Below are 17,336 nucleotides of genomic sequence, written 5' to 3' on the forward strand. Positions count from 1 at the left end.
TCATCCTCCGATGGAGGCCAGGTGCGGGGTCAGCCCGGTCTGGCCCTGGTGCAGTCCATGCCCGGCCGCTTTCAGGCCAAGCTGGGTGGTGATGCGTGCCAGCAGCGCGTCGTGGTCCTCATCGCGCTGCAGCAGCGGGCGCAGCGGTACGCCGAACTCGCCGAACAGGCACAGCCGCAGGTCGCCCTTGGCGGTCACCCGCAGGCGGTTGCAGCCCTTGCAGAAGTCACGCGAATACGGGGCGATGATGCCGATGCTGCCGCGATGGTCGGGGTGGCCGAACTCGCGCGCCGGGCCGGCATCGGCCGCGCGCGGCCGCTCGTGCCAGCCCGCGGCGAGCAACTGCTCGATCACCACGTCCGCGCGCAGGTGGTAGCGCTGGAAATAGGCTTCGTTGTCGCCGGTGCGCATCAGTTCGATGAAGCGCACGCTGAAGGGGCGATCGCGCAGGTACTCCATCCACTGCGGCAGCTCGTCGTCGTTCAGGCCACGCAGCAGCACCGCGTTGAGCTTGATCGCCGGCAGGCCCAACGCCTGCGCCAGGGCCAGGCCCTGCTGGATCTCCGGCAGGCGGTCGTGCCCGGTGATGGTGTGAAAACGCTCGCGTTGCAGGCTGTCCATGCTGACGTTCAGCGCGGTCAGGCCGGCCCGGTGCCAACCCGGCAGGCGCCTCGGCAGCAGCGTGCCATTGGTGGTGATGGCCACCTTGCGGATGCCCGGCACCGCCGCCACGGTGGCGATGATCTCATCCAGATCCTTGCGCAGGCTGGGCTCGCCGCCGGTCAGGCGGATCTTGCTCATCCCCAACGCCGCAAAGGCCCGCGCCAGACGGCCGATTTCATCCACCTGCAGGAAACGCGGGTGGCCATCGGCCTGGTACCCGTCGGGCAGGCAGTAGCTGCACCGGAAGTTGCAGGCTTCGGTGAGCGACAAGCGCAGGTACGGAAAGCTGCGTCCGAAGCTGTCGGTGAGTTGGCTCATGGCTGTTCCGCCTCCTGGTACCACCCTGCAGCCCTGCCCCTGAACGGGTTGTCGACCCCAGCCCGCAGAGTGCGCTGGGGCGTTGAAAGCGTCAACCCGGGACAGCCCGCAGCCTGAATTGGCACCGCCTGTCGTGATAGGCCCTCCCCGCCCGTCCCGTTCGCCGTGACAACCTCGACACCTGTCGCAGATTGCACGTTGCGGGCGGATCACTACGCCAGCCAGCACCGGCGGGGCTTAACAGCGTAGGACAATGTCAAAAGCGTCTCCAATCGAGTGATGTTTACAACTCTTCTGATTGGCATTGCACAGCGCCAGGGGCTCAGATGGCGTGCCACCGGAAAAGGGTGGCCGGGCTTCGAACACCCGAGTTGATGTTGATGTATGCGCTTGCCAGCCGGCGCCACCCTAGCGTGGCGCCGGCTGGCAATCCGTCTGCCGGCTATGGCGGGCGGTGCGTGGGGGCCTTCGGGCCCACCGGACTGACATCAACCCGGTGTTCGAACCACGTACCGTCCGCCACTTTTATGGGTGGCGGCTACCGATTGCCCTGCACGGAGCCTTGCCATGAACGAATCGGACCTCCCGCATCTGCACGCCCACCGCAGCACCGCCGGCGACGACGGTTCGCCTCCGGCTGCGCCAACAGTGGACAGGAACACCTTCATTGCCAATCTCCACCGCATCGGCTCCGGTGCGGCGGCCGACGGACAACCCTGGCCGGAGCGTCACCAGCTGCCCGGCCGCTGCCTCGCCCTCGCCGATGCCGATTGCGCTCTGAACGGGTTGCGGGTAGTGCTGGAAATGCTGCTGGCAGCCGAACGCACCCGGCAGAACGGCGAACCCGGGCAGTACGTGGGCGACCGGGTGATGGAAGGATTGGTCATGGCCTGCCAGTCGTTGTGCGCGCAGGCGGTGGGGCGGTTGCAGCCCGAAGGGTGAATGCCATGCGCAACGCCCTTCAGCGAGAATCGCCTCCCGACCGACACGCCGTCAGCGCAGCGCCCTTGTCCGGGGGAACTGCGTGTACATTCCAGCGATCTGCCAAAGCGCGTTCGACGCGGACAGAAAATGACCGTGCCTCGGCGGGCATCTTCCCTTCAGAAAAGCCGATAGCTATCTCGAAGCGATCCAATCCGAGATTCCCCGCCTCCAGTCCAGAGCCATCTTCCCGCTTCACTCCGACGTAGACGACGGGGCGCTTCACGTCCACCTTTGCCCTGGCAAGCTGGCGATCCAATTCAGCGCTGCCATCAAAGAACTGCATTCCTTCGTCCTTGGCAATAGAGCTGAGGGTCTGCTTGAACCGCTTCAAGCCGTCTTGGTCATGCACGCAGAACTGGAGCATCTTGAAGGGCCGCTTTCCTAGAGCCCATGCGCCGCCAGAGAATCCAAGTCCGACTCCAATCAGAAGTAGTGTTGTCAGGATCCTCACCATCATCAAGGCCCCAATATGCAAGGTGTGGCGGCCAACGCCGCCGCAGAGTCAAAAATCATGACCCCAAGCACATCTCCGCTCGGTCTTCTCAGGCCGCTTCCCCTGAATGAGGGAGACCTTGTCGGGCGTGAGGAATCTGGGCACGGAATGTCCTTCAGGGCACTGCACCCGCCATCGGCAGATGCTCGATCCGCCATGTCCTGGCGTAGATAAGAATTACGCTTCCGGTCGAGGTGGTCTCGATACGGAAACACTTCAGGCCGGACAACGGATAGCCGACCGCCTTCCAACGATCAAGAAGATGAGCAAGCCCCGGCTCGTCGTCCTCGACCCTGGCGAACTCTATTCCCTCCTCCCCCAGTACGCCGAAGTTCATGAGCGCCGAGCACCCGTAGGCTTCCGAGAAGCAGACGGTTGCCTGCCGGCCGTCCGGCCAGCGCACGTGGACCTTTACCTCGTCGCATACGCCAGGTTTGCTCCTATCAATGTTGATGGCCAGCAACGTGGCGTCACACCATTCGAGCGCGTTGAAATCTTTCATCTACTGGAATTCCCCAAACCCATACAACAGAACGACCGAATCACCGCCGCCATCATTGCTGCGGCGTGTACGGGGAATTTCTTCAGCCTCGCAACGCCCTACTTCACGCAAGACGACTTCAACGCGTGCCTAGCCTGTGCTGATCCAACATTGGCCGACACCAGTTGATCGACGAGTTGACAAGAGATTCTCTGTTCCCCGTGCATAGGGACGACAAACAGATCCCCATTGTCCCTCGTTGTGTCCAACGCAACCCAAACCCTCGCTTGCGCGTCTACAGAGAACCCGGCGAGCAGATGCCCGCCCCCTTCTTCATAGATCAGGTCGCCAACCGGCTGGCGTCTGTACTCCAGCTCGGCGCTTTGCAAAGCGGCATAAACCGGCTTCTCGCCCAGCTCACCTCGTTGGAGTTTGCGAAATGAAAACAGCGCCGCACCTGTGAGAAGGATGAAGAGCAACACGTAAATGAATCTCATGGACTAGATTCCCGATCAGAGCTCTGGGATGCGCGAGGACGATCGCCGGTCACCGCTCCTGAAGCTCCCCAAGATTGAGATCCCGGGCATATGACCGCCGACTACTGATCTGTACTTCTTTGGATGCGAACCTCCGGCCATCCCTGCATTCGACGGCGAATTGGTAGCTTCTGGGTTCCGGCCCTGCAACGACCATCATGGGGACGAGAATGTGCTTCCAACCGGTTTCGACGAAACTACACCTTCGTCCTCCCCGAGCATACTCAGCTCACAATCTAGAGCGCGAACGTCACCCTGACCTGGCGGCACGCTTCCCGAGACGCGCACGACCATATCGCCACCCGATGTTGCACAGCCCGCCAGAACCAGACCGGTAATGACAGCGGCGGCACACCTCACTTTGGCATCCCCGAATCCTCAGTATGCACTGCGACGTCTCACGCCGATGGCCATTCAGGGACGCATCAATCTCATCAATAGATACCCGCCATGATACGAATGTAGTCGTCGAGCGAATCCACCCGCCGATCGACTGCAATACCACGTTTTTTTGCGAGCGATTGAAGCTCGAATATCAACACCCCATACCCCGAGTCCCAACCATGAGCTTCACCAGGCGACAGTTCCTTCGAAAATCGATCTCCAGGACGGAGCTTCCCGGAGGGCAAACGAAGCTCGTCTGCAACATGCTCCAGCAGCTCCACTACGATTTCCTGATCCAGGCCACTCTCCGCATAGTATCGGTCATAGAAGCCAGTTGGCGACAGCGCCTCTCTTTCTCTCAGTTTGTCTTTCATTTCCCTTCGCCTCTATCCACCGCCTGCGCTGCAGCCACAATAGACCATGGAGCCGATATCCCATAGGTCCTCCCGCACAGTCGTCACCGCGGCCCAGCAATCTTCCTGCCGAACGCCTGGGTGCTTGAAGCTTGCCGGACCATCCGATCTTCTTACACGGCCCTCCCATTCGTGAACACGGACAAGTGGCAAGGTCGATTTGACACATACCCGAACCCACACGACGCTCGGCCGGAAAGTGCCGAATCAGGCACCGGGAAAGGAGATCGCCACGTGCCACTCACGCATTTCGCTTACTAGGTGAGACCGCCCAGCCACCTATAACTTTATTCCGCTGTAAACAAGGCCCAGCTCTTCATCGCGCATGACCCAGCGGCCAGCATTTCCCTCCGGACACAGATAGAACTTGCCGCCATAGCTTGACGCTCGCGACCACGCGTTGCGGGCAAACGGAGGAAATCTCCGCATGACTCGCGCGTCGGACATCTCCGGCCTGCTCACCAGCCTACATTCTTCGGGCAAAGTAAGAACCCCGCTGGTCAGGCGGAAAACCAGCCACGATTCATTTGTGTCCATGTCGTGCGACTCGCGTATGTTGACTGCATCCTCAGGCAACCATGAAGGCAACCATTTCGATTCACCGATTACTTGTCTTGAGACGGCTTGATTGCGGTCTGCATACTCGGTGCTGGCAACTTCCATGCAACCAGAAAGTGCGATTGACAGCATCACGACTGGGAGCAGCTTGGGAGCGTACATTTGAGGCGTCCAAATCATCAGTAGGGGAAGTTTCCACCGGGACGATAGCTCCCGCACATCTGCGAGCAACTCCCCGTACGACTCATTTGTCCAGATGATCGTCCGAGGCGATTTGCCAACTGATCCGCAGCGGAGTCAGCGGCAGAGTCGCCCTTGATGCTTTGATCGAACCACTCGCGCCCGTTGCTTATGCACTGAGCAGCAGCTGATCCGCCCATACCCTTCTGTGCAGCCTCGCAGTTCGCCATGCAGTGGAAGTACTTATCCTGGCCACCCCATCCGTTATGAGACCCACCAACCACGTGTGTGGCTGACCGTTGATTGGCATACTGCCCGCCGAAGTCGCTGGCTCCCGCGACAAATGCCCCCGGAAAGCCAAGAGCTTCCAATGTCCTATTCACGTAATAGCGCCAATCGACCGTATATGCGCCAGTGTCTGTCACAGTCACTCCAGGCTGGGAGTCTTTCAAACCCAGTGGATCAACGTGCGAAATTGTATTGCCGATTGCATAGGTATAGGTGCTAACACCTCCACCAAGCCCAATTGGATCACTCTGCGAATACCGCCCCACCACCGGGTCGTATTCACGCTGGTAGTTGTAGAGCATCCCACTCGCAGCCGTCGCCTGCTGGCCTGGGAAGCGCAGCGCAAGCCCAAACGCCACACCATCGCCATCCGGGTCAGCCCTCGGAATCTGGTTGCCGAACACTTCGCTCTTGTTGCTCCACTCCCAGATCGAGACATTCCGTACCGGATCGATCACCACGCGCGGCGTGCCCAGATGATCTGGTTGGACGTAGGCCAGCTCCGGCACGCCGGTAGCCGGCGTGTTCATCAGTGCCACCGGGTAGTTGTCCAGCCAGATGGCCTGCTGCTGCGCTTGGTCCGTGGCCGAGTAGTTGCCCAGCCACTGCCCTGCTTCGTCGTACAGGGTGATCTGCGCTGCGCCACCGGCCGGGGTACGCAGCACGCGCTCACCGCGATGATTGTAAGCGTAGCTTTCCAGCACGGCATTGCCCTGCTTCACCGCGTTCATGCGGTTGGCATCGTTGTAGATGAACGTCTTGCCGCCGATGCTGGTGGTGTTGCCCACTGCGTCATGGTTGCGCGCTTCGCCGTCCACGGCGGTCAGCCGGTGGCTGGTTGCGGGGTAGGTGTAGCTGGCGGTGCCTGCCGAGGTGGTCAGCGCGGTGCGATTGCCGGTGGCGTCGTAGGCATAGGTTTCAATCGGCGTGCCGGTCGCGCCGTCCTGGGTCTGGGTCAGGCGGCCCAGCGCGTCGTAGGCGTACTTGGCGAGTACCGTTGAGCCTGTGCCGTTCTTCAGCTCGGTGATCGAACCGACCGGGTCATAGCCATAGCCCAGCGACAGGCCACCGGCGGCCGGGTCATGCACCGCCTGCGGGCGGTAATCCAGATCCAACGGACGCTGCAGCTGGCGGCCGTTGCCGTAGGTCCAGCCGGTCGCCGGGCCGAAGGCCGCCGGCCACGATGGGTCAGCGCCATGCGTTCAAGCAGGCCGACAGTGCACGCGTGCAGGCAGATGATGCCCAGCTGCGGGCGATGCTGCCGCCGGCCATGGCCGCCGACTACGCCGTCCTGACCGAACAGCTGGATGCACCCGGTGCGGAAACCCCGCGCACGATGCCGGACGTGCCGGTAGCGCTGCTGACTGCAACCCAGCTGGCTGCCGAACCGCTGTTCTTCGAGGAAACCGCAGAGGGCAAGGCACTCTGGAAAGCACAGCACGCCCTGCTCTTTTCGGGATTCACGCGCGGCTCGTACCGCTACCTGGCAACCGGCCACACCCTCCAGCGCGAGGAGCCTGCTGCGGTGGTGGCCACGATTCAATCGGTCTCCGGCACCTCGAAGTAGCTGTTCCAGGCAGGGGCTTCCCGGGTTGTTCCCCGCTACTGCCCGCGCAGCCGAACCGCGAAGTACCGCGCCGGGGAAAGGCCAAGCGCCTTCTTGAACATCGTGATGAAAGCCGTCACCGACTCATAACCCAGCGTCTCGGAAACGCGTTGTACCGGTGCGCCCGCGGCAAGTTCCCGAATGGCGATGAGCAGGTGCAGCTGCTGCCGCCAGCGACCGAAGGACAAGCCCGTTTCGCGTTCGATGAGGCGGGTCAACGTGCGCTCGCCCAGGGCCAGGCGCACGGCCCACTGGCCGATGGTGCTGCGGTCTGCCGGATCCGCCGACAGCGCTGCAGCCAACGCCCGCACCTTCGGGTGATGGCTGACCGGCAGCGACAGATGCTCGGCCGGCATCTGCACCAGTTCGTCCAGCAACACCCGCGCCAGCCGGTCGGTGTGGCTGCCATGCGGGTAGTCCAGCGGCGCGTCGGCCAGGTGCAGGATCATCTCGCGCAGCATCGGCGAGATCGCCAGCGTCACGCACTGCGCCGGCAGGTCGACGATGCCGGGCTCGACGAACAGGTAGCACAGGCGCGCGTTGGCGGTGGCGCGGTTGCTGTGCGGCATGCCGCCCGGAATCCAGACGCCACACTGGGGCGGCACGATCCACAACGCATTGGCCACTTCGCAGGTCACCGCCCCATGCAGCGCAAGAATGAGCTGGCCCTTGCGGTGCTCATGCACCGGAATTTCCGCGTCGTGCTCGGCCACCTGCAGGCGGCTGGCAACCGCCGGGCGATCGGTCTCGTCAGGGTCCAGGTCAAAGCCGGGGAGCGAAATGCGAGCCATTCTCACATTGACCGGTTTTAGCGATTGATTGTCATTGTAGCGAAATTCGCCAGTGCGGCCGATCACTAGCATGAGCCGCATGCACGCCCCCACCCCTGCCCGTCTCCACGTGTTCCAGGCATTCGCCTGGTTGAAAAGCCCTGCCCTCAGGACCGACCAGGAGGCGGTGCTGTTCTCGCTCAAATGCCTGCTCGCCGCGTCGCTGGGGCTGTATGTCTCCCTGCGGATCGGCCTGAATCGCCCGTTCTGGGTGATCGGCACGGTCTATCTGGTGTCGCAGCCCCTGTCCGGGGCAACACTCAGCCGCGGCCTGTTCCGCCTGCTCGGTACCGTGGGCGGGGCCGTCGCCACCGTCGTGCTGGTGCCACGTTTCGCCAATGCACCCCTGGTGCTGAGCGCCGCGCTCGCCACCTGGATGGCGCTGTGCCTGTACCTGGCGATGCTCGACCGCACGCCGCGTGCCTATGCGTTCCTGCTGGCCGGCTATACCACCAGCCTGATCGGCTTTCCTGCGGTGATGGTGCCGGGAGACGTGTTCACCATTGCCATCACGCGGGTGCAGGAAATCGCCATCGGCATCCTCGCCGCAACGCTGGTACATACGCTGGTGCTGCCGCGCCGGGTCTCGATGCGCGTGCACGCGCGGGTTGCTGCCGTGCTGGATGATGCGGAACGATGGACGCGCGACATGTGCGCCGGTGCATCGGACACGGTGCTGGCGACGGACCGCTCGAAAGTGGCAGCTGACCTGCTCGAACTGCATGTGCTGTCGATCCACCTGCCCTTCGACAGTGCCCAAGGCGTGGCCCAGGTGCAGATCCTGCGTGCCCTGCATGACCGGATGCTGGACGTCCTGATGCTGTCCAGCGCGGTGGAAGATTCCATCGCCCGGCTGCGTTCACCACAGGCCAGCGCAATGGATGCAAGGGGCTGGCGCGATCTGCTGCGGGCCAGCCTCGCCGCGCAACAGGCCGAGCTCGACCTCGCCCACGCCGACTGCCGCGTGCTGCAGGCACAACTATGCACTGCCCGGCCCGACTGGCGCCGGCATGTACCTGCCCGCCTTGCGCGACATGCGCAGGGTGCGGTACTTCACCGGGATCATCGGCTTGCCCTGCGCAGCGCGCTGGGCGCGTTCGTCGGCATCCTGCTGAGCTGCGTGTTGTGGATCGTTACCGGCTGGTCGGACGGCGCCACGGCGGTGTCCATCATCGGCACGGCGTGCGTGCTGTTCGGCACGATCGAAGCGCCTGCGCCGCATGTCATGCGCTATCTGGTGGGATCGTTGATCGGCGTTGGCGTCGGCCTGCTCTACGGTCTGCTGATCTTCCCCGCGCTGTCCGATGTCGTCGGCCTGACTGCCGCGCTGGCGCCTGCGCTGCTGCTGTGCGGATCGTTCCTGGCCCGGCCTCCCTTCATCATGGCTGCCCTGGGCGTGGTGCTGACGTTTCCGCTCATCGCGGGACTGGGCGCGACCAATACGGTCAACATCGTCGGCGCACTCAACAACAGCGTAGCGTTGTTCGTGGGTACGACAGTGGCACTGTGCAGCATGCAGCTGTTCCAGACCGCCGATGCGGGCCGCAACCGCGCACGGCTGGAGCGTTCGATCCGTCGGGATATCGCACGACACGCCGCCGGACAAGGTGGCGTGGCCCGGGCCTGGCTCAGCCGCATGCTGGATCGAATCGGGCTGCTCGCTCCCCGGTTGCGGGGCGGTTCCAGTGCCGCAGACGACCTGCGGGCATTGTTTGCGGACGTGCGTGCGGTACGTGCATCCAACCAACTCCGCGCACTGGACAAGTGCCAGGAAAACCCGCAGGTCCGGGTGCTTCATGCGGCGCTGATCGAACGCGTCGCCGCACATTTCAGGGTTCGTGCCCACGCGCCACGCAGCGTCGACGCCCATCTTCTGGAACTGCTCGACCGCATGCGCGAGGCAGCAGTGGCCAGTAGCGGGGATGATCGTGAGCATCTGTCGCACCTGCTCTGCGGATTGCGCCGCGACCTGCTGGCGCCTGCTCTCACCCTTCGGCACTGACCTCATGTTTTCTGATCTCTCCATTGATGGCGTGCTGATCCCCGGCCTGCTCGCCGTGGCCGCCGCCGCGCTGGCGCTGTCGATGCTGACCTCGCGCCTGCTCGCCAGTCTCGGTCTGTACCGCTTGTTCGCCGCGCGACCACTGGTGGGCCTGTCCCTGTTCGTGATCCTGGCGGAGCTGATGATCCGGCTCTCGCCCCTGCTCGAGAAATGAAATGAAACACCTGCTTGCTGTCATCGGGCGCTGGAGCGCTACGCTGGTTGTATTCGCGATTGCTGTCGTCGCCGCGCTGTCCATCTGGAAGCGTTACGAAACACGCCCGTGGACGCGGGATGGACGGGTCCGCGCCGATGTGGTGCGCGTTGCGTCGGACATGGGGGGGCTGGTCACCCAGGTGCTGGTGCACGACAACCAGCGGGTCAGCGCCGGACAACTGCTGCTGGTGCTGGATCAGCCACGCCTGGCTGCCGCGCTTGAGAAGGCCGACGCAGCGGTCAGCAGCGCACGCGCGACGCTGGCGCTGGCCCGCCGCGAATCGACGCGGGACAACGCACTGGGCAACCTGGTCGCCTCGGAGACACGCGAACGCAATGCGGCCAAGGTCGACACCGAGCTGGCCGCCTTGGCGCAGGCACGGGCCGAACAGCGCGTTGCCCAGCTCAACGTGCAACGCACCGAGGTGCGCGCGAGCACCGACGGCATCGTCACCAACCTGGACCTGCATGCGGGCGATTACCTGCAACCGGGCGCGCAGGCGCTGGCGCTGATCGACACCGGCAGCCTGCGTATCGAGGGCTACTTCGAGGAAACCAAGCTGGGCTGCATCACCGAGGGCGATGCCGCCGTGGCGCGGCTGATGGGCGACACCCGCGATGTCCGCGGACACGTGGAGACCATCGCCGCCGGCATTGCCGACGATCAGCGCTCCAGCACGCACAACCTGCTGCCTGCCGTAGCGCCGACCTATACCTGGGTGAGGCTGGCACAGCGCATCCCGGTACGCATCCGTATCGATGATGCGCCGCCGGATACGCGCCTGATCGTGGGTCGCACTGCGAGTGTGACCATCACGCCCTCGGCACCGGGAGCCTGCAAGTGAGCGTGCGGACAGTACGTGGTGGGCTGCTTGCCCTGTTGCTGCCCCTGACGGCCTGCGTATCCGGCCCCGACTATCACCTGCCTGCGAACGCCGTCGCAGCTTCACAACGGGCTGCGCGGGCGTTCGTCTCAGGCCAGGACGCATCGTTCAGCCACGACGCGCCACCGGATCGATGGTGGCACCTGTATGGCGACCCTCAGCTTGACGCCTACGTACGCGAAGCACTGGCGGCCAATACCGACCTGCGCGCCGCCGATGCCAACCTTCGGCGCGCCAGCGCTACCGTGCTGGAGTATCGCGCGCGCGGTGCCGTACAGGCCGACGTGGATGCATCGGGCACGCTCACCCATGCCGGTGGCTACACCCAGGCGTCGGCCGCCCCGCAGTCGTACGCGCTGGGCCTTCACCTCTCCTATCCACTGGATCTTGCAGGTGGCATCCGCCGCGGCATCGAAGCCGCCAACGCCGACGCGGAGGCGGTTGCTGCGGCACGCGACCAGGTCCGCGTGGTCGTCGCTGCGGCCGTCACCCGTGCCTATCTCCAGGTGTGCACCCGAAATCACACGCTCGCTGCAACCCGGCAGGTGCTGGCGGTGCAGCGCGCCACCCTGGACGCAACCCGACGCCTGGCTGCAGGCGGGCGCGGAACGGACTTCGATGTCAGCCGTGCCGGTGCCGCCATCAATCGCAGCGCGGCGGCGGTACCGCACCTGCTGGCGGAACGCCAGGCCGCACTGTTCGAACTGGCCGCATTGATGGGCAGGCTCCCGGCGGACTATCCCAGGGAGGCCGAAGCCTGCCCACGCCCCCCGGAGCTGGAGCAGGCGCTGCCGGTCGGTGATGGTTGGCAGCTGCTCCAACGACGCCCTGACATACGTGCCGCCGAGCGCAGCCTTGCCGCAGCCACGGCGATGATCGGCGTAGAGACGGCGGGTCTCTATCCGCAGATCACCTTGGGCGCCTCTTCGGGCGTGGCCGGCACACCGGCGCATCTGCTGTCGGCCGACGGCTTCGGTGCGAGCATCGGTCCCGTGCTGTCATGGCACTGGCCCAACCGCCGCGTAGCCAAGGCCCGCATCGCGGCGGCCGGCGCCAATGCAGATGCCGCTCTCGCGTCCTTTGACGGCGTCGTGCTGCAGGCTCTGCGGCAGACCGAGACCGCGCTTTCTGCCTGCACGCAGGAGCTTGAACGCGAGCGCAGCCTGGCGCAGGCGCGTGGGGATGCAGCGCGGGCCGCCGGGCAGGCGCAGCAGCTGTACCGTTACGGCAGGATCGATTTCCTCGATGTGCTTTCGGCCCAGGCCGCGCTGGCAGATGCGGAGTCCGCATTGGCTGCATCACGCGCGGACCGGGTCGACCGCCAGCTGGATCTTTTCCTGTCGTTGGGCGGAGGCTGGGCCGCAACGGATTCGGCCGCGGGCGGTGCCCGGTGACCCGTTCAGGGCAGCGACTGCACGCCGCGCCGTCTGTTCAGGAACGTACCGCCTACACCCGTATTCATTCACTCTGACTGCCCTATATTCCTGCCACAGCGCCGCATGCTGCGGCCATGACGGAGGCATATCCATGAAGACAACACGTTTGCTGGCCATCGCCTTGACCACCGCCACCGCTTTCGCTGCGGCCCCCGCATTCGCCGATCCGCCGCACCACGCCCGCGGCAACGGCCCGCCGCCGCATGCGGGCGGCCCGCATAACCGCGATGCGCCGCCGCCGGGCTGGCAGAAGAAGGCCTGGCGACGTGGCGAGCGCCTGCCGTGGGCCGAAGTGGACCGCCGCTACTGGGTAGACGATTACGCGCGCTATCACCTGCGGGAGCCGGGCCGCGACCGGCGCTGGGTGCGCCAGTCCGACAACGAGTACCTGTTGGTGGAGATCGCCACCGGCTTGATCGTCGACGCCCTGCATCGTTGAAGCGACCTGCAACGTCCCACGCGGGGCGATCTGCCTCGGTGCAGACACCTTACGACCGGGGCCGCCCCGGTCGACGGTGTCTGCGCCCACGGCGCCCCGCCCGCCTCCGCGGCCCGCCATGCAGGCCCTCCCGCAGCGCGAGATACCCGCACATCAGCGCTGTGGCAAATAGCCCCATCGCCACCAGTATTTCGAATCCCCGATCACCAAAGAGCAGGCGGATCGATATCTCCAGTGAGCACAGCCTGCCGCAGCGCAGGCCCTGCTCGTTGAAGCCATGGATGAGCACCAGTACGCCCATCAGCCCGCACCACGCCATCAGGGCCAGGCTTGCGATGAAGATGAAAGGTCGATGGATACGCATGCGCTCGTCGCGGTCTTCTACGGTGATGTCCAGCGCGACGTTGCGAGCACGCGATCGGAAGCATCCAGCTCTACCGACCAGGCTTGGGTATCCAGGCGCAGCCGGTTCTCATACCACCATCGCTGCGCACAGCGACCACTGCATCCACGGCTGGCATAGCGGGTAAAGGGAGCACCGGCGTGCTCCACCACGTCAGGGTGCCCCAGCGCCCGCAGTACCTCGGCCCTGCTCGCCCCGACCGGGACCGAGGCAAGCGCGTGGGAATGCCACGCCGAGATCGCCGAGCAACCGGCCACGTACGCCACGAACAGCCCGACCAGCCCCCACATCAGTGTCCTCATTGACAGATCCCCTCCTGCGCCGCGCGCCCGCGCATCATCCGCGCAGACGCTCTTCGACGTCAAACTTCAACGACAAGCGGACCTGTTGCAGCGCCCGGCAACCGTGCTAGCGTGCGCCGACCGATGATTCAGGATGAACGCAGGGACACCCGTCGATGGCAGGCAAGCGCCGGAAGGACAGGATCACGCAGGAGCACGGTCTGTTCGTGAAGCGGTACGGGCCCAAGGGCGGCGCCATTCCAAATCCAGCGACCGGCCCTGCGACTGGAACTGCGAGAGCGGCTCAAGCGTCTGGCGCCAGAAGAGCGGGTCAGGATGCTTACCGGCGGGGACGACAACGATGATCAGCCCTGGAGGAGTGATCCGGCGCGCCATCTTCGTGACGCTCTGCAGTGTACTGTGCGCCTGCGGCCTGGTGATGGATAGTTCGTTCGACACGCTGCGCGAGGCGCTTGACTCCGACATGGTGAACAAGGGATGGATTCCCGGCTGGGTGCCCCACGAGGCGACCGACCTGCGCGAGGTGCACGACCTCGACTCGAACACCAGCGCGCTGGCCTTCACCAAGCCTCCTGCGATACCACTGCGGCTGCCTGCGGATTGCCAGGCAACGACATTCAGTCACAGCGATCCTGTTGCGTTCGATCGATACTGGTGGCCGGGCGACGGGACGCTCGAGTCGTCGTATCGCGTCTTTCGCTGCGCGCCCGAATCCGGAAAATCAGTCTTCGTCGCCATCAACAGGACCGAAGACCACGTGCTCTTCTGGCGAACCTACGCGCGGTGATGCGCCCGCGCCACCCTATTTCTCCCCAGGACCCCATGATGCCCAACGCACGTGCACGCTTCGTCGCCCTCGCCCTGTTGCTCCCGGCGTGGCTGCCGGCCTACGCCACGCAGAATGCCCCCGCCGACGTCAAGGCGATCGAACAGGTGGTCGAAGCGTTCCGGACCTCGCTGATCAACAAGGACAAGCCGACCTACATGGGCCTGTTCTTCTCTGACAAACCGGAAGACATCGGCTGGCAGTTCGTTTCCGAGGATGTGCGCCTGCAGGACATCCGCAAGGCCAAGCCCGATGCGATCAAGGCACGGCAGATTCCCGCCAACAACTTCATCGCGCTGATCGACGGGGCGATGGCCTCGCCGAAGCCGAAGGAGGAGAAGTTCTCCAACACGAAGATCGAAACGGACGGCGATGTGGCCTCGGTCTCGTTTGACTACAGCTTCCACGACGATGGGGTGAAGACCAACTGGGGCAAGGAAATGTGGCAGCTGGTCCGCACCGAGCAGGGCTGGAAGATCTTCTCGGTGATCTACTCGATCCGCGATTCACGCAGCCCGGGCGATTGAACGTCGCTTGACCGGGCCGAACCCAGGCCGCGATCCATTCAGCAAGGGCATTGGCATTCGGCCATCGATCGGGCAGAGTTCGGCCACGCGCAAGGACGCATGCCATGACCCGCCTGCTGATCATCGAAGACAACCCCGAGCTGGTTGCCAACCTGTATGCCTTCTTTGAACCGCTCGGCTACGTGCTGGACGACGCGCGCGACGGCGCCAGTGGCCTGCGCCGGGCCACGCAGCACGACTACGACGCCATCCTGCTGGACCTGATGCTGCCGCGCCTGGACGGCATGACGCTGTGCCAGAAGCTGCGCCAGGAGTTCCAGAACCCGGTGCCGATCCTGATGCTGACCGCACGCGATCCGGTCGAAGACCGCGTGCAGGGCCTGGCCCTGGGCGCGGATGACTACCTGGTCAAACCGTTCTCGCTGACGGAACTGGATGCACGGATCAAGGCCCTCGTACGAAGGGCACAGGGGCGCCAGGTCCAGAGCGTGCTGGCGTGGAAGGACCTGCAGGTGGACACGCGCTCGCCACAGGCCTGGCGGCAAGGCCGCTGCATTGCGCTGACGCCCACGTCGCACAAGCTGCTGATGTGCCTGGTGCGTGCGGCTCCCGCGGTGGTGCGAAAGCAGGAAATGGAATACCTGGTCTGGGGCGACGAGCCGCCGGACAGCGGCGCGCTGCGAACCCACATCCATGAGCTGCGCCTGCAGGTGGACCGCAGCTTCGACACCGCGCTGATCACCACGGTGCACAGCGTCGGCTGGCGCATGCAGGCGTGAGCCCTGCCTCCCTCCACCGCCGCCTGAGCCTGCGCACCCGCATCACGATCTCGTTCGTGCTGTTGATGGCCTGTGCCATGGGCTTCATCGTACTGGCCGAACAGGTCGACTATGACCAGGTCCGGGCTGCTGTCGTCGCACGGACCCAGCACGGCGAAGTGCAAAGGCTGCAGGCCGCGCTGGATCGTGGCCAACACCCCGCCCTGCCACCAGGGACCCAGCTGTTCGATGCCCAGGACGTGCCATTCGTACTGCGCCAGTACGGCCCGGGCTACCACGGCGAAGAGGCGCCCAACGAGTGGCACCTGCGTGTGTTCGACAGTCGTGGCCAACGTTACTACCTGCTGCAGGACGCTGCACCCTATGGCTATCTGGAACACCTGATCAATGCCTTTGCGGCACTGGTCATTTCGGTCTGCGTGCTCGGCGCCTTCCTCATCGGCCGCAAGGTCGCTACCCACGTCATCGCGCCCATCACACGATTGGCCGACGCGGTGCAGGACGGCCACAAGCCCTTTCCCTACCAGGACGCACGCGACGAGATCGGCGTGCTCGCGCGCGCCTTTGCCCGCCATAGTGACGAGCTCGAACGGTTCCTGCATCGCGAGCAGTGCTTCAGCGGCGATGCCAGCCACGAGCTGCGCACGCCCTTGGCCATCATCGGCGGTGCTGCCGAAACGCTGGCCTGCCAGCTTCCGGCCGACAGCCACCTGGTTCCCAGCGCGGCACGCATCCTGCGTACCACCCAGGAGATGCAGCGCCAGCTGACCTGCCTGCTGCTGCTCTCGCGCGCCCCCGGCGCCGTGCCGCGCAACGCGGTGGCCCTGCGTCCGCTGCTCGAATCCTGCATGGAACGCTGCCAGCCCTGGCTTTCCGGCAAGCCGGTGACCGTTGCGTTTGATGCCCGGCATGACGCCGTGCTGGTCACCAACGCGGATCTGGCGCACAGCATCATCTGGAATCTGCTGCGCAATGCCTGCCAGTACACCGAAAGCGGCGAAGTGCGGATCACCCTCCACGACACCGCACTCATCGTCGCTGACACCGGACCCGGCCTGCCGTCCAGCATCGACCCACGGCAGTTCCAGCGCTTCGTGGCCGGTGGCGCGCACAGCGGCGAGGGGCTGGGGTTGTCGATCGTGCAGCGCATCGTCGAGCACCTGGGCTGGACGATGACCGTGCAATCCTCCGGGCAGGGGTGCCGGTTCACCCTGCGCTGGCCCCGCCCCCCGCATCTGACGGATTCCTGACATCGGGCTGCACATGCTCCGGGCTGCTCCCCCGCTCTGGAGACGGCATGCAGCACCCCAAGGACAGCGGCAAGTACCCGCACGGCAAGACCGGATTGAGCCGCATCTTCCACACCCTCATCCATTCGCGCGATGGCTTCATCGCCACCTTTCGCGGCGAGGCGGCGTTCCGCCAGTTGTTGCTGCTGCACGCGCTGCTGATGGCGGCTGCGTTCGTGCTGGACATCAGCACGGTCGAGCGGGCACTGGTGCTGGCGGTCTGCTTCATCAGCCTGCTGGTGGAACTGCTCAACTCGGCGATTGAAGCCGTGGTTGATCGCATCTCGCTGGAGAAGCATCCGCTGTCCAAGAACGCCAAGGACATGGGCAGCGCCGCGCAGACCACCGCGTTGTTGATGGTGGGTGCGGTGTGGGGCGTGATCCTGCTGGGCTAGCCCGGCAATCCTGACAACTTCCTGATAAGGCCGTTTCGATACTGCGCGCACTCCTGTTCCGCGGA

21 protein-coding genes and 2 pseudogenes are annotated in these 17,336 nt (G+C 64.7%); 12 read left to right on the forward strand and 11 right to left on the reverse strand.

What is annotated here, in order from left to right:
* Complete coding sequence (moaA, locus tag AC5P8R_RS06940) at positions 1-981, reverse strand: GTP 3',8-cyclase MoaA (RefSeq protein WP_495223177.1); 981 nt, start codon at positions 979-981, stop codon at positions 1-3.
* A 567-nt stretch (positions 982-1,548) separates the two neighbouring features.
* On the opposite strand from moaA, the gene AC5P8R_RS06945 reads away from it, so the two are divergent.
* The gene (locus tag AC5P8R_RS06945; RefSeq protein WP_049439438.1) at positions 1,549-1,923 is read left to right on the forward strand and encodes a hypothetical protein; all 375 of its coding nucleotides are present in this window, start codon (positions 1,549-1,551) and stop codon (positions 1,921-1,923) included.
* A gap of 19 nt (positions 1,924-1,942) precedes the next feature.
* On the opposite strand, the gene AC5P8R_RS06950 is transcribed toward AC5P8R_RS06945, so the two are convergent.
* The 7 genes and pseudogenes from AC5P8R_RS06950 to AC5P8R_RS06980 all read right to left on the reverse strand — a co-directional run.
* Entirely contained in the window at positions 1,943-2,296 is a 354-nt protein-coding gene (locus tag AC5P8R_RS06950; RefSeq protein ID WP_495223178.1) for a hypothetical protein, read from the reverse strand.
* A 277-nt stretch (positions 2,297-2,573) separates the two neighbouring features.
* Positions 2,574-2,960 (reverse strand): hypothetical protein, encoded by a 387-nt coding sequence (locus tag AC5P8R_RS06955; protein WP_111205423.1) that lies wholly within the window; start codon positions 2,958-2,960, stop codon positions 2,574-2,576.
* Between the two features lie 98 nt (positions 2,961-3,058).
* Positions 3,059-3,436, reverse strand: coding sequence for a hypothetical protein (locus tag AC5P8R_RS06960; protein WP_049439435.1), 378 nt, complete (start codon positions 3,434-3,436; stop codon positions 3,059-3,061).
* Positions 3,437-3,909: 473 nt separating this feature from the next.
* On the reverse strand, positions 3,910-4,233 hold the full coding sequence (locus tag AC5P8R_RS06965) for a hypothetical protein (RefSeq protein WP_169410444.1): 324 nt from the start codon (positions 4,231-4,233) through the stop codon (positions 3,910-3,912).
* Positions 4,234-4,551: 318 nt separating this feature from the next.
* Complete coding sequence (locus AC5P8R_RS06970) at positions 4,552-4,992, reverse strand: YbbD-related protein (protein WP_495223180.1); 441 nt, start codon at positions 4,990-4,992, stop codon at positions 4,552-4,554.
* Between the two features lie 17 nt (positions 4,993-5,009).
* Positions 5,010-5,441, reverse strand: coding sequence for a hypothetical protein (locus tag AC5P8R_RS06975; protein WP_164072070.1), 432 nt, complete (start codon positions 5,439-5,441; stop codon positions 5,010-5,012).
* Between the two features lie 14 nt (positions 5,442-5,455).
* A pseudogene (locus AC5P8R_RS06980) lies at positions 5,456-6,473 on the reverse strand (RHS repeat-associated core domain-containing protein); the annotation flags it as partial.
* Between AC5P8R_RS06980 and AC5P8R_RS06985 the strand changes: the two are divergent.
* Positions 6,473-6,865: pseudogene (locus tag AC5P8R_RS06985) on the forward strand (alpha/beta fold hydrolase); the annotation flags it as partial. The pseudogenes AC5P8R_RS06980 and AC5P8R_RS06985 overlap by 1 nt on opposite strands.
* A gap of 35 nt (positions 6,866-6,900) precedes the next feature.
* Here the strand turns inward: AC5P8R_RS06985 and AC5P8R_RS06990 are convergent.
* Positions 6,901-7,695 (reverse strand): AraC family transcriptional regulator, encoded by a 795-nt coding sequence (locus tag AC5P8R_RS06990; RefSeq protein ID WP_014647399.1) that lies wholly within the window; start codon positions 7,693-7,695, stop codon positions 6,901-6,903.
* Positions 7,696-7,861: 166 nt separating this feature from the next.
* On the opposite strand from AC5P8R_RS06990, the gene AC5P8R_RS06995 reads away from it, so the two are divergent.
* The 5 genes from AC5P8R_RS06995 (at position 7,862) to AC5P8R_RS07015 (ending at position 12,750) form a co-directional block, all read left to right on the forward strand.
* Positions 7,862-9,736, forward strand: a complete 1,875-nt coding sequence (locus tag AC5P8R_RS06995) for an FUSC family protein (RefSeq protein ID WP_495223182.1) — start codon at positions 7,862-7,864, stop codon at positions 9,734-9,736.
* 4 nt (positions 9,737-9,740) lie between these two features.
* Complete coding sequence (locus AC5P8R_RS07000) at positions 9,741-9,950, forward strand: DUF1656 domain-containing protein (protein ID WP_014647401.1); 210 nt, start codon at positions 9,741-9,743, stop codon at positions 9,948-9,950.
* Between the two features lies 1 nt (position 9,951).
* Complete coding sequence (locus AC5P8R_RS07005) at positions 9,952-10,836, forward strand: HlyD family secretion protein (RefSeq protein ID WP_014647402.1); 885 nt, start codon at positions 9,952-9,954, stop codon at positions 10,834-10,836.
* The gene (locus AC5P8R_RS07010; RefSeq protein ID WP_495223185.1) at positions 10,833-12,269 is read left to right on the forward strand and encodes an efflux transporter outer membrane subunit; all 1,437 of its coding nucleotides are present in this window, start codon (positions 10,833-10,835) and stop codon (positions 12,267-12,269) included. Before AC5P8R_RS07005 ends, AC5P8R_RS07010 begins: the two co-directional genes overlap by 4 nt.
* Before the next feature lie 133 nt (positions 12,270-12,402).
* Complete coding sequence (locus tag AC5P8R_RS07015; protein ID WP_495223187.1) at positions 12,403-12,750, forward strand: RcnB family protein; 348 nt, start codon at positions 12,403-12,405, stop codon at positions 12,748-12,750.
* Positions 12,751-12,799: 49 nt separating this feature from the next.
* Here AC5P8R_RS07015 and AC5P8R_RS07020 read toward each other — a convergent pair whose 3' ends face one another.
* Positions 12,800-13,114, reverse strand: coding sequence for a hypothetical protein (locus AC5P8R_RS07020; RefSeq protein WP_495223188.1), 315 nt, complete (start codon positions 13,112-13,114; stop codon positions 12,800-12,802).
* A 17-nt stretch (positions 13,115-13,131) separates the two neighbouring features.
* Positions 13,132-13,455, reverse strand: a complete 324-nt coding sequence (locus tag AC5P8R_RS07025) for a hypothetical protein (protein WP_136092954.1) — start codon at positions 13,453-13,455, stop codon at positions 13,132-13,134.
* Between the two features lie 340 nt (positions 13,456-13,795).
* Between AC5P8R_RS07025 and AC5P8R_RS07030 the strand changes: the two genes are divergently transcribed.
* The 5 genes from AC5P8R_RS07030 (at position 13,796) to AC5P8R_RS07050 (ending at position 17,271) form a co-directional block, all read left to right on the forward strand.
* A complete protein-coding gene (locus tag AC5P8R_RS07030) occupies positions 13,796-14,242 on the forward strand; it encodes a YbbD-related protein (protein ID WP_495223190.1) in 447 nt (148 codons plus the stop codon).
* Between the two features lie 35 nt (positions 14,243-14,277).
* Positions 14,278-14,808 carry a Cif family virulence factor gene (locus AC5P8R_RS07035; RefSeq protein WP_069116506.1) on the forward strand — a complete coding sequence of 177 codons (531 nt, stop codon included), beginning with the start codon at positions 14,278-14,280 and terminating at the stop codon, positions 14,806-14,808.
* A 104-nt stretch (positions 14,809-14,912) separates the two neighbouring features.
* A complete protein-coding gene (locus AC5P8R_RS07040) occupies positions 14,913-15,587 on the forward strand; it encodes a response regulator transcription factor (RefSeq protein ID WP_032962486.1) in 675 nt (224 codons plus the stop codon).
* On the forward strand, positions 15,584-16,837 hold the full coding sequence (locus tag AC5P8R_RS07045) for a sensor histidine kinase (RefSeq protein ID WP_495223192.1): 1,254 nt from the start codon (positions 15,584-15,586) through the stop codon (positions 16,835-16,837). Before AC5P8R_RS07040 ends, AC5P8R_RS07045 begins: the two co-directional genes overlap by 4 nt.
* A gap of 47 nt (positions 16,838-16,884) precedes the next feature.
* A complete protein-coding gene (locus AC5P8R_RS07050; protein WP_014647409.1) occupies positions 16,885-17,271 on the forward strand; it encodes a diacylglycerol kinase in 387 nt (128 codons plus the stop codon).
* Positions 17,272-17,336: the final 65 nt, after the last annotated feature.

Source organism: Stenotrophomonas sp. YJH_SMC_73 (genome assembly GCF_059370155.1).